Here is a 23,247-nt window from a genome sequence, read left to right on the forward strand (position 1 = left end):
CGCAGAAGAATATCTTCTGCGTTTATTTCCGCAATTACTTGCTGATTACTTCTTTACCTTTGTAAGTACCGCATGCTTTACATACACGGTGAGCTAATTTCGCTTCACCACAGCTTGGGCACTCTACCATACCAGGTACTGATAATTTGAAATGCGTACGACGCTTTCTTTTTACTGTTTTAGAAGTTCTTCTAAAAGGTACAGCCATTCTTCCCACCTCCTTAAAAGAAAAAGTTATTTTCATATTGAAGGCCTGAACCAGTCTTCCGATTATTTGTCAAAAAACTTTGCAAGTCCTGCTAACCTTGGATCAACAGTCTTTTCTTCGTTTTTCTCCGAAATCACTTGCCAGTCTTGACCTTTCGACGGTGCTCCACCGGAAACATCATCACTGAAAATTTGCATTGGAATCTCCAAAAGTATATTTTCCTTGATTATAGGGAGTAAGTCAAGTACTTCTCCTTCTAAACGATGGATTTCCGCTTCCGTTTCATACTCTTCTGCTGCTTCTGCGGAAGTTTGAAACACCTCAATTGTTTTCATGTCAAATGGTAATGTTACATCTACTAAAGAGCGAGAACATGGCAAGACCATGCTTCCAGTTATATGTAGATGAAACGTAAACTTGTTGGAGCCAAAATCAACTCTACCTGTTACATGAACAGGTTTAATTTCACGAATATCTTTCTCGACTTCTTTTAGCTCACTTACATCTACCATCTCATCCAATGTCAATCCTGTATTTCTTAATTTGTTTAATTGATGGATGGACCATTTCATATCATATCACCTCAAGGCAACAAACAAAATTATAGCTAGCCATTTTATATTTGTCAATGTTTTTTCTTTACACTATAATGAAGTCATTATAGGAAATAATATATAGATTATCATGTTTTGAGAAAAGATGCTACATCGAAAGGAGAGATTATCATAAAGGCTAGCGGTATTGTTGTTGAATATAACCCATTTCATAACGGTCATGCTTATCATGTGCAACAAACAAAAAAGTTAACACAAGCTGACATTATCATCGCTGTCATGAGCGGAGCTTTTTTACAGCGCGGCGAGCCAGCACTCTTATCAAAATGGTATCGTACAAAGATGGCATTAGCAGGCGGCGTTGATCTCGTCGTCGAACTCCCCTATACATTTGCAACGCAAAAAGCTGAAACATTTGCAAACGGAGCCGTTTCTATTTTAGAAGCTCTTGGTGTCTCTGATATTTGCTTTGGCAGTGAAAATGGACATATCCAAAACTTTTATAACACACTCTCTTTACGCCAAAAAGAACAAGATAATTTTAATCATTTTGTGCAGCAATTTATGAAAGCGGGAAATAGTTATGCAAAAGCAACTTCTGAAGCTTTTTCACACATCAAGCAAAGCATAGCTACCGTTGATATGTCTCAACCAAACAACATATTAGGCTTACATTATATTGACGCTATCCTTTCACAAAAAAGCACAATAAAGGCGCATACAATAAAGCGCTTTGCTTCTCATTATCACGATGAAACTTTTCAAGACGAGCGCATTGCAAGTGCAACAAGTATCCGGAAGGAATTATTTAGTGAAAATGGCTCATTTACAGCCATTTATCCATTTGTACCAAACAGCACCGCCGCTCTTTTAGAGCAATATAAACATACATATCACTGTCTACATAATTGGGAAAAATATTTCCCATTCTTAAAATATAAGCTTATGACAATGTCTCCATCCGAACTACAACATATATATGAAATCGAGGAAGGATTGGAACATCGTATTTTATCTAAAATGCAAGGTACCTCGTCATTTCTTTCATTTATGGAAGCATTAAAAACGAAGCGTTATACATGGACCAGGCTGCAGCGAGCATGTACACATATTTTAACATATACGACAAAAGAAGAAATTGAACAAGCAAACATACAAGAGCATGCAGCATACGTTCGTCTACTGGGGATGTCTCAAAAAGGACAAACCTATATTTCAAATAGCAAAAAGAAAATGGAGCTGCCACTTCTTTCTCATACAAAGACATTCCAGCATCCTATTCTAGATATAGAACGAAAAGCGAACGCTGTTTATTTTTCTATCCTACAAGAACCTTTGCGGACCGAAATGATAAAAAAAGACATCACACATCATCCCATTCGATATGATGAAACAACCGGAAAATTTCTATAAAATGAAATCTCTCCTTGTTAAGTGAACTTTATTCCCCCTGAGCGAGCCCTACGCCCTCTCTGTTGGCTCATTTGATCCAATTAGACTCCAGGGCTCAGGGCTCCACAACCTCGACGAGAACGTTCTTATAGCTAATGTAAGCTGAATAACATATTTTTCTTTATCCCTATATACTCATCTTATTCACTACATAAAAAAACCTCTCTAAAACGAGAGGTTTTATTTTTTTTCTGTCATTTTTTCTAAGTATGCTAGTGCATCATCCAGCGTATCTACCGGCACAATTTTCATCTTTGTTTTAATATCTTTAGCTGCTATGACCGCTTCCTTATAATTCGATTTCGGTGCCCCTTTTTCATTTGGAGCAAAGAATATTTCTGCTCCTGCATCATGAGCGGCAACTACTTTTTGTTGGATACCACCAATTGGACCTATTTCTCCTTTTTCATTGATTGTTCCTGTTCCAGCAATTTCATGACCTTTTGTCATATCCTCTTTTACAAGCTGGTTATAAATTTCAAGCGTAAACATTAATCCAGCAGAAGGACCCCCAATATCATTTGCATCAATTTTCACTTTTGGATCGACTGTTAATTCTTTATCAGTAATAATAGAAACCCCGATTCCCGCACGACTCTTATCTTCAGGAATTGGTTTTAATGTTAGTTTTTCTGTATGCGACTTCTTATCCCGCACGTATTCAATATTTACTGCTTCGCCTTCTTTTTTTCCTTTCATATACGCAATAAATTGCTCCGCTGTTTCAAAAGATTGCCCATCAACAGCTACAATAACATCTCCAAGTTTTAGTTTTCCTTCCGCAGGCATATTTTTTGTAATTCCAGCTACTAATACCCCTTTATTTTGGAATGAAACAGAACGATTCGCCCGCTTGTATGCATTATAAATCGCTGCATTTTGAGAATCTTTCATCGCGTATACTTGGCGAAATTGATAGTCTTCATCACTTTCATTTTGTTGTAAAATCTCTTCTTCCTTAAAAATTTGATTATATTTATTAAATTTTGCGGATAAAAAATTCACAACATTTGCACGTCCCATTGAAACCGTTACGAGCATAAAGTCTCCTGATTCTTTAGTTCCACCATCAACTTGTACATATGGTTCTAACTTTTCTGCCATACCTGGTTTTGTAATATAGTATGGAAGGCGGACATACACAAGTAGCATTGCTAATATAACCCCAATTAAAAGTGCATATACAAACCGAAACCGCTTAAACATTATTTTTCTCCTTCCACTGCTCAATTAATAAGTAAATTGCATGAATATGTCCTTCTGCCTCTTCTTCTCCAACTCGAATAATATCTTCAATATTTGTAAAAGCACGAGAACTAAACTGTTCTACTGCTGGACGCATCATTAAATCTGAAGCAATTTGCCGATTGACAACAAGTTCATGTTGCATAATTTCAATACTCTGCATAATGACATCATAAATGGATGTAACTTCTCCATTCACTTTAATAGGCGATACATCTACAGCAATCACAATATCAGCACCCAGCTCTTTTACGACAGATACAGGAATACGATCAATGACTCCACCGTCCACTAATAACCGACCGTCTATTTTCTCTGGTACAAATACGCCTGGAACAGAAATACTCGCTCTCACGGCATCCGCAATAGAACCGCTTGTAAATACAACCTTTTCCCCCTTTAAAATGTCAGTGGCCACAACTGCAGTTGGGATATCTAACTCTTCTAATTTTTTATTATATGTAAACATTTTAATCATATCTTTTACACGTTTTCCAGAAATAAATCCCATTTTAGGCACAGTAAAATCTAAATAATACTTTCGTTTAAATAATGTCGCCATACGATAGAGCCTCTCTACGTTACAACTTGCTGCATAAAAAGTACCGATTAATGCCCCCATACTGCTTCCAGCAATCATATGAATTGGAATGTTCGCCTCTCGTAATACTTTAATTACGCCGATATGTGCGAAGCCTTTCGCACCTCCAGACCCAAGAGCTAAACCAATTTTCGGTTCTTTCATTTCTCTCACCCTCAAAAATTTTTCACTCTCTTTTCATACTTATGGTCTAAACTCGCCATGTATCCACGTATACTGAAATGAACGTTTTGGGACAAAGGGGGATACGACAAAATGTATGAAAAATGGAAAACAGCTTTTCTCACCATAGCTATGATGTTTCTAACATTTTCTCTCGTACTTCATCCCCAAGCCGCCTTACAATCTTCTATTCGCGGATTAAATATATGGTGGGAAGTTGTGTTTCCTTCACTACTGCCTTTTTTTATTGTTGCAGAGCTATTAATTAGTATAGGTGTTGTGAAGTTTATTGGTATACTATTAGAACCTCTCATGCGCCCGCTTTTTCGTGTGCCTGGCATTGGTGGATTTGTTTGGGCCATGGGAATGGCTTCTGGCTTTCCAGCAGGCGCAAAACTAAGTGCCAGGCTCCGTCAAAGTAATCAACTGACACAAACTGAAGCAGAGCGCCTCGTATCATTCACAAATTCTTCCAATCCATTATTTATTTTCGGTGCTGTTTCAATCGGTTTTTTTAACAATCCAAGATTAGGTCTTATATTAGCCGCAGCTCATTATATTAGCAACTTTGCAGTCGGTTTACTCATGCGTTTTTACGGCAACAAAACAAAGTACATAAAAACAGAAAAACGCATACAAAAACGTCCATTACAACACGCATTTTCTATTCTTCATGAAACACGGTTACAAGAAAAAAGACCGATTGGAAAATTACTTGGTGATGCTATTATATCCTCTATTCAAACATTGCTTATGATTGGCGGATTTATTATTTTATTCTCCGTTTTAAGTAAAATGATTACTGTCTTTCAAGTCACAGCGGCTCTTTCTTTTATTATGCAACAACTTTTAATATTCTTCCAAATTTCACCACATTTTAGCACGCCCATCTTATCGGGTCTTTTCGAAATGACACTTGGAAGCCAAATGATTAGCCAAATCAATCAGACTACAATCCTCGAACAAGCAATGGTAACAAGCTTTATACTCGCATTTAGCGGCCTTTCTATCCAAGCTCAAGTCGCAAGTATTTTAGCAGAGACTGATATTCGCTTTAAACCGTACTTCTTTGCACGAATTATACAAAGTATTCTCGCACCTATCTTTACACTTATATTTTGGAAACCACTTTATGAAAACCTGCATTCTTTTTCACCCAACCAAGAAGATGTTCCTGTTTTTTTATCCAATCATTCTTCCGTCTTTTTAAAGGGGTGGGATTTATTAATCACTTACGGTCCTGCTTTTACACTATTTTGTTTATATCTATATGTGACTTTATTATTCTTACGCCTTATGAATAAAGAAAAACCCCGTTCATCTTAACGGGGTTTTAAACTTTTCTTTTAAAGCACGCTCTACAACAGGAGGAACAAGACCCGCTACATTTCCACCATAGCGAGCCACTTCTTTTACAATGCTTGAACTTAAAAATGAATATTGATTATTTGTCATGATAAAAAATGTTTCAATATCTTCATCTAACTTACGATTCATTGATGTAATTTGCATCTCATATTCAAAATCAGACACCGCACGTAAACCACGTAAAATTGCGTTCGCATTACGCATTTTCGCATATTCAACTAACAATCCACTATGTGAGTCAACTTTTACATTTGGAATATCTTTTATTGCTTCTCGAATTAATTCTAAGCGTTCTTCCACGGAAAAGAACGGTTTCTTGGACGAATTATTTAAAACAACAACATATACTTCATCAAATACCTTTGCGCCTCTTTTAATAATATCCAAATGCCCCAGAGTAATCGGATCAAAACTTCCTGAAGAAATTGCTATGCTTGCCATTCGGTCCCCTCACCTTCATGCTTATAAATCGAAATTGCAGTAATACCATAATTTTCAGCTCTTACCTTTACAAGTCTTCCTATTGTATCCGGTAAGATTACATCGTCTTCATGCTCAGCCATAATTAAACCATCATCGTTTAGTAAACCATGCTGTTCCATTACACCGATCAAAGAAATAATTTTTTGATCTTTATACGGTGGATCTAACAATATAAGATCAAATGACAATTCACGTTTAATCAACGCCTTTACAGCACGCTCTGCATCATTTCTATACACTTCAGCTTGATCGTGTACCTTACAACTTTCTAAATTTTGATGGATTACCTTTATCGCTTTGTTATCACGATCAACAAAAATAGCTTTGTCAATCCCTCTGCTAAGCGCTTCAATCCCAAGCCCACCGCTGCCTCCAAATAAATCAAGTGCGGTTCCGCCTTCAAAATAAGGACCGATCATATTAAAAATTGCTTCTTTTACTTTATCTGTTGTTGGACGCGTTGTATTGCCTGGTACAGCTTTCAAAGGGTGTCCTTTACATTTCCCAGAAACTACTCTCATCTGTTGTCACTACCTTCATTTCAATCTATCGAGCGATTATTGCAAACGAATATCCATTCTCGTAACCGCTATCAAACTCCCTACTTTCAGGAATTATTTTTCTTTATCAAGGGATAATCAACTTCCATTCGTACTACAGAGAAAAGTCAGTTCCCACTAAAATAAAACCCACTTTATTTCACTGAAAAACTACCTTTTCATCGTACAATTTTCTTTCAGTAATCCCATGTGTATATTCATCTTTTTTATCCTATCATAAAATATAAGAAAGAAAAATAAAAAGCCTACGATAAAATTTAATTTCACTATGTATATCTTCAAATAGATTGGACATAAATAAATATAACAACATCACCTTCGATGTTGTTGCCAACCGCGGAGAAGACTTACGTTTCCCCATAAGTTCTTCCTCCGGTTTCTCCTCTCCCTTTTCCTTCTTGCTAGTATATACTAGTGTAAGAAGGGCCCTGCTTTGCAGGGTTTTTTTCTTTGCTTGCTTTTCATTTTAAAAATGAAATGATACAGTAAAAGAAAGAGGAGGAAAAGATATGATTCAACGTTTTATTGAACTAGGAGAAGGATACTCCGATTTATATGAATTACTTGAAATTGCAAAAGCAAATAAGGATCGTGTATCACATATGTTGCAATTTCAAACAACAAAAAATGAAAAAACAGTATGTTCTCTTGCTGTTATTCTTAATCCGACAACAAGCGGTGATTTCCAGCCACTATACATATGCCGCGAGGGAATTCCTGTACTTGAAGATAAAAAAAGCAAACGCATTGTTTTATTTGAAGAAACTGCTGAGCAAATCGGAAAGAAAGTTACTTCTTTCACTGTAAAACCTTCTACAATTTTTCCAGAAAAGGAACTATATTTTAATCATCTCATCGGTATTTTACGAATGAATCATTTCATTCCACCGATGCGGTAAAGTGAAACTTCCATTCGCAAACGGGGTTCTTGCGAATGATTAGTTGAACCAATCGGGCTCTTACGGTTGGTTTGCTTCATCTCCCTGCCCTCGCTTCTTACCAACCGTTTGAGCGGGGTAAAGTGAAACTTCCTTCAGTATGTTTCTCAGCTGAAGGTTAGCCCTCACTAATCGAACTCTTGTCTGTTCATGCTAGACTATAGAAAAGCCCCCACCAATCACGGTGGGGGCTTTTCTATTTAACTATAATCGTATTCTTTCGCACGATCCGGTCGTGAATTCTCAAATTCCGTTTTTAAAAACGGGCGATACGACGGCTCTATTTTTTTTACAAAAGGAAGCTTATTTAACTTTTGCATCATGTGCTCTATTTGTTCCATGTCACAATATACAACTGCATATTTAAACCGCTTTGATATGTAATGAATATTACCATATTTCCTTAAAATCTTAGCATGTTTCAATGAATGTAAATAAACAATCATACTTTGTCGTTGCCCGAACATAATCTTCTCCATCTTCTCCTTTTATATGCTTGTATTCTTGTATCGTATAAACAGCAATCAGAAATTTGTGAAATTATAGTACATTGTAGAACAACCTTCTGTATACGTTTTCTTCAATATCCTAAAAAACGGGGCACATCACCCCGCCTTACAACCACAACCGCCACCAGAGCCACAGCCGCCTCCGCAGCCACCTGCGTCAAAGAACGGATTTCCCGTTGGCACTTTAATAGCAGATGATACTTGAGAACCAATCGCTACACTGACTTCATCTAATAATTTTTGTAAAGTATTTTCTGCCTTTTTAAAAGCAGCTATCTTTTCATGCAAATCCACAGAGCGCTTTAGTTCGCGCATATTTGTTGAAACAAAAGTATAATCAGGATGATATTTTCCAAAGCGTTGCACTTCTTCATATCGCTCTTTCATCGCTGTAAATTGACCAATTAATGTTTGAGCTTCTCGATCTTCCTGTAATGCCTTATAACACTCGCGATAACTCTCTGCTATATCTGAACAAACAACTGCTTTCGCAAGCTGTTCTGCCTTGTCTAAAATCATTACGCCTTCAAGCGTCGCTACGATCATGAGAGACACCTCCGAGTATTCATCATAACATATTTAAAACAGAACTACTAATTTCACTACTTTACTCACACATAAAGTGAAACTTTGATCAGTGGAGGGTTTTTTCATCCCCCACTGATCATTAGCCCTCACCAATCGGGCTTTTACGGGCAGTTTATCCCCCACCTAACTTCTTTGCTTTTTGCTGGATTTTAAGGTGGGGGTATTATTGCCCGCGAATAGCGGGATAAAATAGAACTTCTATCCATAAGGGTTCACTCACCCGTAGAGTGGTATATAATGAAAATTCCATAAGTGGAGGCTTTATCCCCACTTATGGAATTTAAACCAATCGGACTCTTATCGAATATATTACAGACAAATATGTTCCGCAATGTTATATTGTAGAACATCCCATTTCCCATCATTCTCTTTTACATAACTAATACATGCATTTTTTAATGGAGTTTTAAATGTAATCTCATTCGGTGAGATCGCATGTAAAATCGCTTTAATCGCATGAGAATGTGCAACTACAATAATCCGCTTACCCGTATGCTTTTGAGCAACATCTTGCAAAGCCTCAAAACAACGAGCTACGATTTCTTCATCTGTTTCCATATCTTCTACATTTCCATCTGCAATAAGTTGTCGAACTGTAGGAACAGGTTTTCCAGAAGCTTCTCCAAAATCCCTCTCTACAAAACGCTCATCAAGAAGAATAGAATGAATCCCAACAGCATTCGCAATCGCTTGTGCCGTTTCATGAGCTCTTATTAAGGGGCTGCTAATGATAACATCCCATGTCTCTGCTTGCAATGCAGCTGCACTTTGACTCGCTTGCCTTTTCCCTACTTCATTTAGCGGAATATCTTCACGCCCTTGAATAATCTCTTGAAAATTCCAATCAGTTTGTCCATGTCGTACTAAACAAATTTCCGTCATGTTGTAACTCCTTTTTTCAATAATCCGTTTCTATTGTAACAAAAGTTTCGCATGACGGACATATTTTTCCCTTCCAATTATGTTGTATTTTGCTGTTTCATATATTGAAACATGTCAATCATAATAGACGCGACACTTAATTGATTTTGGAATTTCGCTACTTTATCTGGAATGGTCTTTTTAAAATACTGTAATGCAGCTAGCTCAAATGCATCCTTTTCCTTTGGATTACGTGACAATTTCCGATACCAATATGGTTGTTCCCGAATATAGCGTTCTAGATCTTCATTGGATTTTATAAATTCAACAAGTTCTGTCCTCATCCTCTTTTCCTCCTAGTCTTTTTGAAAGAAAAATGGATTATTTTCAGAAGTTCTTTGCTGCGTCTGTGTTCGATTTCCTTGAAACTGCTGAATGACTTGCTGTACACTTCCAATCGCATTCGTTACATTTTCCAAATGTTGCTGCATTTGCTCTGCATCTAACTTTTTGAAAAAAGATACCATTTGTCCCATCAAATCAGCTGTCTTTTCATCACTTTTTTCTTGTACAGGTGAAGCAAGCGCTTCTCCATCCGCTTTATAAGCCTTCCACATTTCATCTTGTTCTCCAAGCAAATACCATTCCTCATAAAATTGTTGCCATGTTTTTTGACCTTTTCGAACATCATAAACCATTTTAGGGTGATGGTTTACAAACTCTTTAAATTGTTGAACAGAAGGATGTAAAGCCCCTTTCGTTGTTGTCATAATCCTCACCTCTTCAGATGTATCTACTATATTGTAAGAAAAAAAAGGCACATGGTTCGCCTATTTTTAGACGATTCATGCACCTTTTCTTATTTTCGAATGAAATTTTGGGTGTAAAATTTATCATACACCCCGACACCTAACTCAGTAAATTGTTCATTTAACAAATTCTTCCGGTGTCCTTCACTATTCAACCAGCCATGCATCGCAGCAATTCCATCATTATGCTGTGCTGCTATATTTTCACCCGCAAGTTGAAATGCTACCTGTCCACGTTGTAATCGATCTCCTAATTCCCCAAACTTTGGCGAGTCATGCGAGAAATAATTATTCTCTTTCATATCTTTACTATGTCCAAATGCCACTTCCGCTGTTTGTTGATCCCATGTTAATAATGACAATTGATGACGACTACGAATAATGTTTGTCAAATCTAAAATTTGTTGCATATTTCCATGTTCTACTTGCGTCATTTTCTCTGCTGACAGCGGCTGTGCGGTTGTTAATTCTCCAGAATACACAAGCTGATATGGCCTTTGCTGAACTAATATTCCATCATCCATATAACGAATTCCAACAAGCTCATGGGTGAAATGATCAAAATATAACTGTGCCCAACCACCTTCTTCCATAGATACAAGTGGTTGTTCCACAATTTCAGTATCAGACAATTCAAATTGGTAGCTGTTCCTTCCTTTTTTTAGGGAAATTTCACGAGAGAATGGATTTTTTTTGTACACTTCTTCATATTTTTCATTCATATGAAATGGCGCTATATCAACTTGATCTCCAGCAGCATAAGCTGTTACAATTTTATGTTCAGCAATACCGAACTGCACATATCGTGATAGATCCTGATTATAGATCCACCATTCGTAGCCATACGCTGAAGGCTCAATTCGGGCAGGCTCTCCCCATTTCGCTAATAAGTTTTCTGAATCCCCACCTATTAATTGCGAAATCGTCTCAGGAAACCCTTCATTTGTTTGTTGTTTTTTCTTAACGATCTTCTGTTCTTGCTTAGAATGAGATGGTTGTAATATATATTGCGAAACGAGTAATTTCCCGTATAAGTCAATCGCTAAAATAAAAATTGTAATGATTACGATACGCAATAACTTCTTCAAATGATATACCTCCTGGTCGAACATCAAATTGAGATATACACAAACACTTTCCTTCTATTTTGTGTGTACCGTATTATTTTCACTATATCATATTTTTATGAAAAAAGCCGAGATTCTCCCTTTTCTCTCAATATGAATTGCGATTTCTTATTATTCATACTATTATAAAATTAAGGGCTTTTTTATATAACAAATAAGGAGGGATTTCATGCAGTTTACAAATTCAAAACTTACAGGGGCAGTTATTGATTTTGCACTTTTAACTGATGTTATGCAAAATCATCATTTCGTACTTGCTGGACAATGGGATTATGAACGTGTTACATACGACTATAAATTTGAAATACTAACAGATGTATACTACTTGCGGGTACGAGGTTTTGCTGTTGAAGGTGATGTCGGCGGTCGACATGCACAAATCAAATTGATTGAGCCACTTTTAGGAAAACATTATTATCCACACGGCGTAGAATATGGTGAGAACGAAAAATTCCCTACAAATGTGCTTCAGAAAAGTGAACAACTGCTTCAAAATATTGAAAAAGAGCTTACAGAATTAGCAATTATAGAGTAAACAAAGAAGGTGTATCAATTTGATACACCTTCTTTGTTTTATTTTGATTGTAAATAAGGAGGTACAGCATGTATTTGTTCTTCATCTTTTTCACGCTCTTTTCGTACCCAATTAAAAAATACATATCCAATAATTGTACCGTACACTATTTCCTGGACAATTTTCATAATAACACCGCCTGTTTGCTGATCTTGTACAATCGACATCCAATGTAAAAAGTCTGGTCCAGTAATATTTAGATCAGTCAATGTTCCAGCAGGGACACATAGTTCCATCGCTTTCATCCACGCGCTCGGATCTGTATATGTAGCAAACAACGATTCACTAGCAAAAATGATTAGCGCACAGGCTGGCGTTAATAATATGCCATTTGCAAACATGTATCCAATTTTCTTTATCTCACTTAATGATTGGTACTCTGGTAATGGATTTAACATTGGCCACCACATGGTCATTGCAGTAAAGAACAATACAGCAAGAAAAATAGGATGGGCAACTTGACTTTGCTTTACAGCATCAAAAACAACTGGCAAATGATAAATAGAAAATAAGCCGTTAAATACAAACAATGCAATAAGCGGTTTTGTAAACATGATTAACATGACTTGGACAGCGCGAAAAGATGTAATATATTGATACAACCAAACTGGTATTCCTAATAATAATAATGGAGGTACCGCAATATACATCACAGCCATCTCAAACATATGTGCACTAAATATAATATGTCCAAGTAAATCAATAGGTCCTCCCTTTACAAAATATAAAAGGGCGATTCCAGTTGTAAAATAAAAGATTTGTTTTTTGCTTACCTTTTCCGCATTATTAAACCGTTCTCTATACGGTCCAATAATGAGAAAGTAACAGATAAGGATAGCAACCATAAACAGTAAAAAGATTGGACTCCATAACGCTTCAAAACCAAATATCCATAAGTTGCTCATTACTATCATACCCTCCTTTTCTGCATGAATTTTTTACCTTCATAGGAAAAAGGGAGTGAAGAAAACTTCAACCCCCCTCCTTTTCTGTTTAAATCCACACAATCGTCATAAAAGCCAAAACTGTTAACAACCCTATTAACAATCCTGAATATAAGAAAAAGGATGCTGCTTCATGACCCTTATGATTCATATGCATGAAATAATATAACTGAAAAATAACTTGAATGACCGCTAGCAGTAAAATAAATGGTACGGAGAAAAGAGGACTAAATGTTTTCGGATAAGCGACTGCTACAAAAGCTACAATCGTTAAAAAAATCATTAATCCGAATGTGACAACTTGATGTCTCATTTCCTCTGCACTTTTTCTTCTGCGATACACGAGATCTACCTTTGGATTACTAGTATTTGTTTGTTTTGTCGCCATTGTTTATCCCACCATTCCCATCAAGTATACTACAGTGAAAATAAACACCCAAACTACGTCGATAAAATGCCAGTAAATTGACGCGACGTAAAACTTTGGAGCATTATATAAATTTAAACCACGCTTCGCATTACGAAAAATTAACGTTAAGATCCACAATAATCCAAATAACACGTGTAATCCATGTGTCCCAACAAGTGCATAAAACGCTGAACCGAATGCACTACTTCGCATCGTATGTTTAAATTCATGTGCATAATGATTGAACTCATAAATTTCAAACCCTAGAAATCCCGCACCAAGCAATACCGTTACAATTAACCAAAACTGCATTTTCTTAAAGTTAAAGTTTTTCATATGATACATCGCATAAACGCTCGTTAAACTACTTGTTAATAAAAGCATTGTCATAATAAACACAAGTGGCATTTGGAACATTTCTTGCGATGAGGGGCCACCATTTGTAGAATTTTTCAAGGCTAAATATGTTCCAAATAAGGAAGCGAACAAGACAGTTTCGCCTCCAAGAAACAGCCAAAATCCAACAAACTTATTTTTCCCCTCGAGGGTTGCTTTTTCAGGCTCTGCTGGAAATGTTTCATTTGTTAATTTTTCCTCTACATGCATTACGCCTTGCCCCCCTTATCATCTAAATCTTCTTTATGAATATGATAACCATGGTCATCAATTACCGAACGAAGGAACATCGTACCAAATGTGATGATAAGTCCGATAATCGCGACCACCAACCAAAATTTATCTTTTCCACCTTGCATATACATTGCACCAAATGCTGCAATAAACAATCCAAGTGAAATGACAAATGGTGAGAATGAAGCATTTGGCATATGAATGTCACTAACAGGTTCTGCTGGTGTCATTTCCTTATTCCCTTCACGCTTTTCAATCCAAAATGGATCTAACCCACGAACAAATGGTAATTGCTTAAAGTTATACTCTGGTGTAGGTGCCGGCATTGTCCATTCTAACGTACGAGCATCCCATGGATCGCGTCCTGCTTTCTTTTTAGATAATGACGTTTTGACTACGTTGTATAAGAGAACAATCGTTCCAAGCCCCATAAAGACTGCTCCAATAGAACTAATTAAGTTACCAAGCTCCAACCCTTGCCCCTCTAAATACGTGTAATAACGACGTGGCATACCTATTAAACCAAGGAAGTGTTGAATAAAGAACGTTAAGTGGAAGCCAATAAAGAACAACCAAAACGTAATTTTCCCAAGTGTTTCATTTAGTACTCTGTTAAACATAAGTGGCCAATAATAGTGTGCACCTGCTAATAATCCAAATACAACCCCACCAACAATTACGTAGTGAAAATGTGCAACTACGAAATAGTTATCATGGAACTGATAATCAGCCGGAGCTGATGCAAGCATAACCCCTGTTACACCACCCATAACGAATGAAGGGATGAAGGCAACCGCCCATATCATTGGCGTTGTAAAACGAATACTTCCGCCCCACATTGTAAACAGCCAGTTAAAGATTTTAATACCGGTCGGAACTGCAATCGCCATTGTCGCAACTGAAAAAATGGCATTTGCGACAGGTCCCAGACCAACTGTGAACATGTGATGCGCCCAAACCATAAAGCCTAAAAATCCGATTAACACTGTTGCAAATACCATAGATGAATATCCAAATAAGCGCTTCTTAGAAAATGTGGCAAAGATTTCTGAGAATATTCCGAAAGCTGGGAGTATAAGAATGTATACTTCTGGATGACCGAATATCCAGAATAAATGCTCCCATATAATCGTATTTCCCCCTAAAGCTGGGTTGAAGAAGCTTGTGCCAAATAAGCGATCTAACATAAGTAATCCCAATCCAACTGTTAATGGCGGAAAGGCAAATAAAATGAGTGAAGATGTTACAAATGTTGTCCATGTAAACATCGGCATGCGCATATATGTCATTCCAGGGGCACGCATATTAATAATGGTGACAAGGAAGTTAATTCCCCCTATCAATGTTCCAATCCCCGAAATTTGAAGTCCTAATACATAAAAATCAACACCATGTCCTTCCGAAGCAAGCGCTAAAGATGCATAGGATGTCCATCCTGCATCAGGTGCTCCTCCTAAAAACCAACTTAAATTTAAAAATACACCACCAAAGAAAAATAACCAAAATCCAAGTGAATTTAAAAACGGAAACGCAACATCACGTGCTCCAATTTGAAGCGGTACAGCAGCGTTCATAAATGCAAACACAAGCGGCATGGCTGCGAGAAAGATCATTGTTGTACCGTGCATCGTTAATACTTGGTTATACGCATCTCCAACGAGAAAATCATTGTTTGGAATTGCCAATTGAAGACGAATAAATAGTGCTTCTATTCCGCCGATGATAAAAAACAATCCACCTGCAATTAAATAGAGAATGGCAATTTTTTTATGGTCCACTGTTGTTAAATAATCCCATATAACAGCGCCCATCCCCTGTTTTTTTGCTACAGAACTCACGTTTTCAACCTCCCCTTCGCAAATAATCCCTCTTTATTTCTTAACTTTTAACGTTTGCAAATAAGCATTTAATGCATCTACTTGATCATCCGTTAGGTTGCCATATTTACCAGTCATTTTATTGCCTGGTTTCATAGATTCAGGATCCTTTAACCATTTCTTCAAGTTTTCCTCATTATTTTCGGCAATGCCGGCAACCATATCGCGATCGGCAAAGTTTGCTAAGTTTGGTGCGATACGTGCTGAAGGTGGTCTACTATCATTTGATTCAACTGCATGACAACCAATACAACTTTTATTGAAAATTTCCTGTCCTTCTTGCGCTTGTGTAGAAGCTACTTCTTTCTTGCCATCAAGCTTCTTCATATCAGCAATCCAAGATTTGTACTCGCTTTCATCAACAGCTATTACTTTAAATTGCATTAAAGAATGCGAGGGTCCACAAAATTCTGTACAAAAACCATTATAAGTGCCAGATTTATCTGCTTTTAACCACATTTTGTTGACATTATCCGTATTTGTGTCCATTTTTCCAGCTAAAGATGGGACCCAAAATGAATGTTTAATGTCGGCACCTTTCAAATTTAAATACACTTTTTTACCTGTAGGGATGACTAAATCTTGCGAAGTTACTAATTTTTCGCCATTGTAAGAAAATTCCCACCAATAAAGATTCGCTGTTACATCAACAACGATTGTATCTTTATCAATATTCTTTTTCTCCATCGCACTTACATCAGCAAGTTTGAATGTATATGTAACAGTTGGAACGGCCAATACGAGTAAAAGTAAAATCGGAATGACTGTCCATATAATTTCTAGCTTGTGATTTCCTTCAACTTGCTTCGGGATATAATCTTCCTGTCCCTTCTTTTGACGGAAACGCACAATTACATACAAGAAAATAATTGTAACTACAAGTACGACACCTATCATAATTGCACTTGCTAACAGCAATAAATCATATTGCATTTTTGCTACTTCGCCTTGCGGAATCAAAGTAGATTGAAAGGCTTTACCGCATCCCCCTAACAGTAAAGCCAGCAGTGAAACGAACGAAAGCAGTCGCCACTGTTTCTTCATACAAACAACCCCCACTTTCTTTGTTTATTAGATTGTACTTTATAGTAAGTAAAGTAAATCTCAACGTAAAGAAATCCCCTCATGTCGTTGTCTTAGAAGAATGTAACTACAATCATTGACACAAATAAGATTACCAAGTAATTCAAGGAGTAAACAAACATTTGTACGGACCATTTGATGTCATCTTTCTTACGGAAACCATAGAAGCCTAATACGATCCAACCGACGTTAAGCAATGTTGCAATTACCATAAATGTTACTCCAAGTGCACTCATATAAAATGGAAGCGGTAATAAACATACTGTCCAAATCATAATTTGACGTTTTGTAATATCAAATCCATATACAACAGGAAGCATCGGAATGCCTGCATTGCGATATTCTTCAACACGTTTCATCGCAAGAGCGAGGAAGTGTGGAATTTGCCAAATGAACATAATTAAAAATAGCATCCAAGCAATTGGATGATCTAAACTTGGATCAATTGCCGCCCAGCCAATTAAAGGTGGAACCGCTCCAGATACACTACCTACTACTGTATTGAGTGTATATGCTCGTTTCGTCCATAATGAATATAGAACAACATATGTGAAAGCACCAATAAAACCAACCAATGCTGCCATCGGCGTTGTAAGTAATAAGAATACCAATCCAAGAAGTAATAATACAATGCCTAATGTGAATACAAATCCAGGTTTATATTTTCCAGTTACTGTTGGACGGTTTTTTGTCCGTTCCATTAAGTGATCAATATCTCGATCAATATAGTTATTTAAGCAGCATGCTCCTGCCATAATTAGTGCAGAACCCGCGATTACAAAAAACATTTTATCTAATTGGTTCAAAAAATTTAATCCATTAAAATGTAAAGCCAACCATACCCCTGTAAATACAGTAAGCGTATTTGATTTTACAATTCCAATCTTAACGAGCGCTAATAAATCTTGTACACGAGTTGTTTCCGGTACTTTCGTTACAGCTGACTCATCATGCAATTCACTTGTTGCATGGTTCATCATTTCAACCCCCTCTTAAAACTTTCATCCTTCTTTTGCGTCTTCACTTCATGGAAGTAGCACGGCTTCTATATAGCAATATTATTACAGTAGAAATGTTGTTTTCTCATTCTACTACTAATCTACGCTAATACTCGAGTATATTAAAACATATTTCCCGAACAATTTGTGAAGAAAACATGAACTTTTTGTGTCGAATCACAAAAAAGTTTTACCTATTACTCCATATCATAACACGAGATTCTCTTCTATAATAAACTATTTTGTCATATTTGGCATGCATTCTCCCCCATTTCTTTTCATAATAAAGGTATTCCCCCCCTAAAATCAGTAATTTTTATTCCAATTTTTGTTTTTTGAAAGCACTTTATATCTCTTTCTCATACCTTTGCTATTTTATTATTTTTTATATATCATAGGACTGTAGCGCATTTAATTCCAAAAACATTGATGGGATTAAAGTATTTCACAATAACTTCATAACAGAAAGATGGTGAAACAGATTGCAACGTTTTATTAAATGGTTAGCAGTCATTACAAGTCTCGACCTATTATTTGTTTTAATGGGGGGAGCATTGGTTACAAAAACAGGTTCCGGGCAAGGGTGCGGTAAATCTTGGCCACTTTGTCATGGTGAATTCGTTCCTTCTAATTTATCAATGGAAACAATTATCGAACTAAGTCACCGTTTAACATCAGGATCTGCGGGAATTCTCGTTACACTTCTTTGTATCTTATCCTGGAAATATTATAAACATGTACAAGAAACAAAAACGCTCACTATTCTGTCTTTCGTATTTTTAGTTGCGCAAGCATTGATGGGAGCAGCCGCAGTTGTTTGGGGACAAATGCCTGCCGTATTAGCTATTCATTTTGGTATTTCTTTAATTTCATTTGCTTCCGTAATTTTACTAACGTTTCTTATTTTCGAAATCGACAAGAAGTTTGATGCTCATTCTCTTATTATGGACAAAAAAATGAAGTTTCATATTTATGGTGTAACAATTTACAGTTATATTGTCGTCTATACAGGAGCGCTAGTACGTCATGAACGTGCAAGCTTAGCATGTCCCGATTTTCCTCTATGCAGCAAGAATCAACCATGGCCTACCCAGTTACACGAATGGATTCAAATGGGACACCGTGTTGCTGCTATGTTAATTTTCGCTTGGATTTTGTACGCCACAGTGATTGCAATTCGTCATTATAAACAACAAAGAGTTGTCTATTGGGGTTGGATTACATCATTCATTCTCGTATCTCTTCAAGCAATTGTTGGTGTTTTAGTTGTATATACAGATGCAAGCTTGCTAATGGCACTTCTACACTCACTCTTTATCTCTTGCCTCTTTGCTATCTTATGCTATTTAGTCATGCTTGGTACGCGAAGCAAAGCAAATGCAGTAGAGACAAAGGATACATCTACTACACAAAATAAACAATCCTTATAATACGTGTTCAAAAAGGAAGATACGGAGTGTAGATTAAACTACATGAGTGCCGGAGTAGCGACGTAATGAAGAAATGTGATAGCTATCTTTACCGGACTTTTTGAAAATCCTCTTAGAATAACTTGCCGTAGTGGCAAGTTATTCTTTTTGTATACAAAAAGAGCTGCTTGTTAGCAGCTCTTTTCTTGTTGATTATTGCTCTAATTCAATCAGTAAATCTCCTGTTTGAATTGCATCGCCATCTTTTACATACAATTTTCTCACTATACCATTAAATGGCGCTTGAACCGTAGTTTCCATCTTCATCGCTTCTGTAATTGCCATAGAATCGCCTTTTTTCACTTCATCGCCTTCATTCACAACGACTTTAATCACAGTTCCTGGCATTGTCGCACTAATATGATTTGGATTTTCACGGTTTCCTTTCACACGCTGTGCAACTGTTGCTTTAACACTTTCATCTTTCACAACAATCTCACGTGGTTGTCCGTTAAATTCAAAGTAGAGGACGCGCGTTCCATCCGGTTGTGGCTCACCAATTGAAACTAATTTAACGATTAATGTTTTACCACGTTCAATTTCTACGCCAACCTCTTCACCAAGTCTCATACCGTGGAAGAATGTTGGCGTATCAAGTACAGATACATCGCCATAAAGTCCCGCTACCTTTTGGTAATCCATAAATACTTTTGGATATAAAGCATATGCAACAACATCAAAAATAGTCACTTCGCGACCAATTTTATGGAATAATTCTTCTTTTAAAGCATTGAAATCAACCGGTTCTAACAATTCACCCGGTCTTACCGTTAATGGTTTTTTTCCTTTTAAAATGATTTCTTGTAGTTCTTTTGGGAAACCACCATATGGTTGACCAAGATCACCAGAAAACATTTCTATAACAGAGCCTGGGAAGTCTAATGAATGTCCATGCTCATAAATATCTTGTTCTGTTAGATGATTCTGTACCATAAACAGTGCCATATCACCAACAACTTTTGATGATGGCGTTACTTTTACAATATCACCAAACATATCATTTACACGGCGATACATAACTTTCACTTCATCAAAACGATCTCCTAGCCCAACTGCTTTGGCTTGTTGTTGAAGGTTACTATATTGTCCGCCTGGCATTTCATGCATATATACTTCTGTATGAGGTGCATTCATACCACTTTCAAATGGCGCATAATATTTACGAACATCTTCCCAGTAATGTGAAAGTTTCTCTAATGAATTCACATCAACATCCGGCTGTCTTTCATTTCCACCTAATGCATAGAATAACGTGTTCGCACTTGGTTGTGATGTTAATCCTGCCATTGAACTTACTGCCACATCAACAATATCAACGCCTGCTTCAATTGCTTTCGTATACGTTAATACACCATTTCCACTTGTATCGTGCGTATGAAGATGGATTGGAATCGATACTGTTTCTTTTAATGCTGAAACTAAATCATAAGCTGCATTTGGTTTTAATAATCCAGCCATATCTTTAATCCCTAAAATATGTGCTCCTGACGCTTCCAATTCTTTTGCTAAGTTTTTATAATAATTCAAATCATATTTACTACGCATTGGATCATGAATATCCCCTGTATAGCACATTGTTGCTTCTGCAATCTTGCCGCTGTCTCTTACAGCATCAATTGTAACTCGCATACCTTCCACCCAGTTTAAGCTATCAAAAATACGGAATACATCAATACCAGCCTGCGCTGAACATTCCACAAACTTTTGAATTAGATTATCTGGATAGTTTTTATATCCAACTGCATTCGATGAACGAAGAAGCATTTGGAATAGAACGTTCGGCATTCTTTCACGAAGCGCTAATAATCGTTCCCATGGGTCTTCTTTTAAGAAGCGATACGCAACATCAAACGTCGCACCGCCCCACATTTCAGATGAGAATAAATTCGGCAACATTCTTGCTGTTGGTTCAGCAATTTGGTGTAAGTCTTTTGTACGAATACGTGTCGCAAGTAGAGATTGATGTGCATCACGGAATGTTGTATCCGTTAGTAATACACGTTTTTGCTCTTGCACCCATTTTACTAGTCCATCTGCTCCGCGTTCGTCTAAAATTTGTTTCGTTCCACTTTGAACAGGTTCATAATGTTTTACGTGTGGAATGCGAGCCTCTGAGAAAATTGGTTTCTCTTGCTTTCCTACTCCAGGGAAACCATTTACTGTCACCGTACCAACGTAGCTTAACATTTTCGTTCCACGGTCTTTACGTTTTGGAAATACGAAAAGTTCTGGTGATGCATCAATAAATGATGTATCATACTTCCCTGATAAAAAGTTTTTATGTTTAACTACATTCTCTAAGAATGGAATATTTGTTTTAATACCACGAATACGGAATTCTTTTAAGTTACGCTCCATTTTCGCAGCAGCTTGTTCAAATGTAAGTGCCCAAGTTGTTACTTTTACAAGTAATGAATCATAGTATGGTGTAATAACAGCTCCTTGGAAACTGTTCCCTGTATCTAGACGCACACCAAAACCTCCACCAGAACGATACGCCATAATTTTTCCTGTATCAGGCATAAAATTATTAAGCGGATCTTCTGTTGTTACACGAGATTGAATTGCATATCCATGCACAATAATATCTTCCTGTTTTGGAATGCTCACTTTTGAACTATGTAAAGAATGTCCATCAGCAATTAAAATTTGAGACTGAACAATATCAATTCCTGTAATCATTTCTGTAATTGTATGTTCTACTTGTACACGTGGGTTTACTTCAATGAAATAGAAATCATCACCTTTTACAAGGAATTCAACTGTACCCGCATTTAAGTAATTTACATTTTTCGTTAACTGAACTGCCGCTTCACAAATACGATCACGAAGATCATCAGAAAGCGATACACTTGGTGCAATTTCTACCACTTTTTGATGGCGACGTTGTACAGAGCAATCACGCTCATATAAATGCACAACATTTCCTTCTTCGTCCGCTAATATTTGAACTTCTATATGTTTAGGTTTTTCAACGAACTTTTCAACATAGACTTCGTCATTACCAAAAGCTGCTTTTGCTTCTGATTTTGCACGATCATAGGATTCTTTTAGTTCATCGCTGTTGCGCACAATACGCATACCGCGACCGCCACCACCAAGGGAAGCTTTAATAATAATCGGGTAATCATACTTCTTAGCAAACACTTCAACTTCTTCTACTGAATTAATAGGTCCATCGCTACCAGGAATAACTGGAATACCCGCTAACTGCGCTTGTGTTCTTGCCTTTACTTTATCTCCAAACATATCTAAATGTTTACTTTTTGGTCCGATAAAGATAATCCCTTCTTCTTCACAGCGTCTCGAAAATTGGATATTTTCTGACAAGAAACCATATCCAGGGTGAATAGCATCTACCTTATTGCTTTTTGCAATCTCAATAATGTTTTCAATATCTAGGTATGCATCAATTGGCTTTTTGCCTTCCCCTACTAAATAAGCTTCGTCTGCTTTATAGCGATGGTAAGAACCGCTATCCTCTTTTGAATAAATCGCAACTGTGCTTAATCCAAGTTCTGAACAAGATCGAAACACACGAATTGCAATTTCTCCACGGTTAGCTACTAATACTTTTTGAATACGTTGCAGCTTTGTCATGATTTTCCCCCTCTACTTTACTACCACTCTAGAGATTACATATTTTCACGTTCTAGTGAGCGTGAAGTTCTTCACTTTCTTTTATACATCATAATTAGAAAGCTTCACTTATTTTTATACATCATACCTTATTTTTCAACAAATGATAAGTTTTCTGATCAATTTGTTTCACAAAAATAGTATAGCATAACTCTCTAT

24 protein-coding genes are annotated in these 23,247 nt (G+C 36.8%); 5 read left to right on the forward strand and 19 right to left on the reverse strand.

Annotated features, from left to right (window positions below; genetic code table 11):
- Positions 1-34: 34 nt before the first annotated feature.
- Both rpmF and QRE67_RS18130 read right to left on the reverse strand, forming a co-directional pair.
- Positions 35-208, reverse strand: a complete 174-nt coding sequence (gene rpmF, locus QRE67_RS18125) for a 50S ribosomal protein L32 (RefSeq protein WP_001984764.1) — start codon at positions 206-208, stop codon at positions 35-37.
- A gap of 62 nt (positions 209-270) precedes the next feature.
- Positions 271-780 carry a YceD family protein gene (locus QRE67_RS18130; RefSeq protein WP_286121619.1) on the reverse strand — a complete coding sequence of 170 codons (510 nt, stop codon included), beginning with the start codon at positions 778-780 and terminating at the stop codon, positions 271-273.
- Between the two features lie 153 nt (positions 781-933).
- On the opposite strand from QRE67_RS18130, the gene QRE67_RS18135 reads away from it, so the two are divergent.
- Complete coding sequence (locus QRE67_RS18135) at positions 934-2,175, forward strand: nucleotidyltransferase (RefSeq protein ID WP_286125314.1); 1,242 nt, start codon at positions 934-936, stop codon at positions 2,173-2,175.
- A gap of 219 nt (positions 2,176-2,394) precedes the next feature.
- Here QRE67_RS18135 and QRE67_RS18140 read toward each other — a convergent pair whose 3' ends face one another.
- Together QRE67_RS18140 and QRE67_RS18145 are read right to left on the reverse strand one after the other, a co-directional pair.
- Entirely contained in the window at positions 2,395-3,420 is a 1,026-nt protein-coding gene (locus tag QRE67_RS18140) for a SepM family pheromone-processing serine protease (RefSeq protein ID WP_286121620.1), read from the reverse strand.
- Positions 3,413-4,204, reverse strand: a complete 792-nt coding sequence (locus tag QRE67_RS18145; RefSeq protein ID WP_286121621.1) for a patatin-like phospholipase family protein — start codon at positions 4,202-4,204, stop codon at positions 3,413-3,415. Before QRE67_RS18145 ends, QRE67_RS18140 begins: the two co-directional genes overlap by 8 nt.
- A 111-nt stretch (positions 4,205-4,315) precedes the next feature.
- On the opposite strand from QRE67_RS18145, the gene spoVV reads away from it, so the two are divergent.
- The gene (spoVV, locus tag QRE67_RS18150; protein ID WP_286121622.1) at positions 4,316-5,548 is read left to right on the forward strand and encodes a dipicolinic acid transporter SpoVV; all 1,233 of its coding nucleotides are present in this window, start codon (positions 4,316-4,318) and stop codon (positions 5,546-5,548) included.
- Here spoVV and coaD read toward each other — a convergent pair.
- Positions 5,540-6,031 carry a pantetheine-phosphate adenylyltransferase gene (coaD, locus tag QRE67_RS18155; RefSeq protein WP_286121623.1) on the reverse strand — a complete coding sequence of 164 codons (492 nt, stop codon included), beginning with the start codon at positions 6,029-6,031 and terminating at the stop codon, positions 5,540-5,542. The two genes, spoVV and coaD, sit on opposite strands and share 9 nt — an antisense overlap.
- A complete protein-coding gene (gene rsmD, locus QRE67_RS18160) occupies positions 6,019-6,594 on the reverse strand; it encodes a 16S rRNA (guanine(966)-N(2))-methyltransferase RsmD (protein ID WP_286121624.1) in 576 nt (191 codons plus the stop codon). Before rsmD ends, coaD begins: the two co-directional genes overlap by 13 nt.
- 548 nt (positions 6,595-7,142) lie before the next feature.
- Between rsmD and QRE67_RS18165 the strand changes: the two genes are divergently transcribed.
- Complete coding sequence (locus tag QRE67_RS18165; RefSeq protein WP_286121625.1) at positions 7,143-7,532, forward strand: DUF7147 family protein; 390 nt, start codon at positions 7,143-7,145, stop codon at positions 7,530-7,532.
- Positions 7,533-7,771: 239 nt separating this feature from the next.
- Here QRE67_RS18165 and QRE67_RS18170 read toward each other — a convergent pair whose 3' ends face one another.
- The 6 genes from QRE67_RS18170 to QRE67_RS18195 all read right to left on the reverse strand — a co-directional run bounded on the left by QRE67_RS18170 (position 7,772) and on the right by QRE67_RS18195 (position 11,426).
- Entirely contained in the window at positions 7,772-8,038 is a 267-nt protein-coding gene (locus QRE67_RS18170; protein ID WP_286125315.1) for a YlbG family protein, read from the reverse strand.
- Between the two features lie 138 nt (positions 8,039-8,176).
- On the reverse strand, positions 8,177-8,626 hold the full coding sequence (locus QRE67_RS18175) for a YlbF/YmcA family competence regulator (RefSeq protein ID WP_286121626.1): 450 nt from the start codon (positions 8,624-8,626) through the stop codon (positions 8,177-8,179).
- Between the two features lie 351 nt (positions 8,627-8,977).
- A complete protein-coding gene (locus QRE67_RS18180) occupies positions 8,978-9,550 on the reverse strand; it encodes a histidine phosphatase family protein (RefSeq protein WP_286121627.1) in 573 nt (190 codons plus the stop codon).
- A gap of 77 nt (positions 9,551-9,627) precedes the next feature.
- The gene (locus QRE67_RS18185; protein ID WP_286121628.1) at positions 9,628-9,873 is read right to left on the reverse strand and encodes a YlbE-like family protein; all 246 of its coding nucleotides are present in this window, start codon (positions 9,871-9,873) and stop codon (positions 9,628-9,630) included.
- Positions 9,874-9,885: 12 nt separating this feature from the next.
- Complete coding sequence (locus QRE67_RS18190; protein WP_286121629.1) at positions 9,886-10,299, reverse strand: YlbD family protein; 414 nt, start codon at positions 10,297-10,299, stop codon at positions 9,886-9,888.
- Positions 10,300-10,388: 89 nt separating this feature from the next.
- Complete coding sequence (locus tag QRE67_RS18195) at positions 10,389-11,426, reverse strand: CAP domain-containing protein (protein WP_286121630.1); 1,038 nt, start codon at positions 11,424-11,426, stop codon at positions 10,389-10,391.
- Positions 11,427-11,634: 208 nt separating this feature from the next.
- Here QRE67_RS18195 and QRE67_RS18200 point away from each other — a divergent pair, with 208 nt between their 5' ends.
- A complete protein-coding gene (locus QRE67_RS18200; protein WP_286121631.1) occupies positions 11,635-12,000 on the forward strand; it encodes a YugN family protein in 366 nt (121 codons plus the stop codon).
- Between the two features lie 38 nt (positions 12,001-12,038).
- Here QRE67_RS18200 and ctaG read toward each other — a convergent pair whose 3' ends face one another.
- The 6 genes from ctaG to cyoE form a co-directional block, all read right to left on the reverse strand.
- On the reverse strand, positions 12,039-12,944 hold the full coding sequence (gene ctaG / locus QRE67_RS18205; RefSeq protein ID WP_286121632.1) for a cytochrome c oxidase assembly factor CtaG: 906 nt from the start codon (positions 12,942-12,944) through the stop codon (positions 12,039-12,041).
- An 88-nt stretch (positions 12,945-13,032) separates the two neighbouring features.
- Positions 13,033-13,371 (reverse strand): cytochrome c oxidase subunit IVB, encoded by a 339-nt coding sequence (gene ctaF, locus QRE67_RS18210; protein WP_286121633.1) that lies wholly within the window; start codon positions 13,369-13,371, stop codon positions 13,033-13,035.
- 3 nt (positions 13,372-13,374) lie between these two features.
- On the reverse strand, positions 13,375-13,998 hold the full coding sequence (ctaE, locus tag QRE67_RS18215; protein ID WP_286121634.1) for a cytochrome c oxidase subunit III: 624 nt from the start codon (positions 13,996-13,998) through the stop codon (positions 13,375-13,377).
- Positions 13,998-15,833, reverse strand: a complete 1,836-nt coding sequence (gene ctaD, locus QRE67_RS18220) for a cytochrome c oxidase subunit I (RefSeq protein ID WP_286125316.1) — start codon at positions 15,831-15,833, stop codon at positions 13,998-14,000. Before ctaD ends, ctaE begins: the two co-directional genes overlap by 1 nt.
- A 60-nt stretch (positions 15,834-15,893) precedes the next feature.
- Complete coding sequence (coxB, locus tag QRE67_RS18225; RefSeq protein WP_286121635.1) at positions 15,894-16,943, reverse strand: cytochrome c oxidase subunit II; 1,050 nt, start codon at positions 16,941-16,943, stop codon at positions 15,894-15,896.
- Between the two features lie 92 nt (positions 16,944-17,035).
- Positions 17,036-17,959, reverse strand: a complete 924-nt coding sequence (gene cyoE, locus QRE67_RS18230; protein WP_286125317.1) for a heme o synthase — start codon at positions 17,957-17,959, stop codon at positions 17,036-17,038.
- Positions 17,960-18,462: 503 nt separating this feature from the next.
- Between cyoE and QRE67_RS18235 the strand changes: the two genes are divergently transcribed.
- Complete coding sequence (locus QRE67_RS18235; RefSeq protein ID WP_286121636.1) at positions 18,463-19,410, forward strand: COX15/CtaA family protein; 948 nt, start codon at positions 18,463-18,465, stop codon at positions 19,408-19,410.
- A gap of 192 nt (positions 19,411-19,602) precedes the next feature.
- Here QRE67_RS18235 and pyc read toward each other — a convergent pair whose 3' ends face one another.
- Positions 19,603-23,049, reverse strand: coding sequence for a pyruvate carboxylase (gene pyc / locus QRE67_RS18240; RefSeq protein WP_286121637.1), 3,447 nt, complete (start codon positions 23,047-23,049; stop codon positions 19,603-19,605).
- Positions 23,050-23,247: the final 198 nt, after the last annotated feature.

Source organism: Bacillus sp. DX3.1 (genome assembly GCF_030292155.1).
Classification (GTDB): Bacteria; Bacillota; Bacilli; order Bacillales; family Bacillaceae_G; genus Bacillus_A.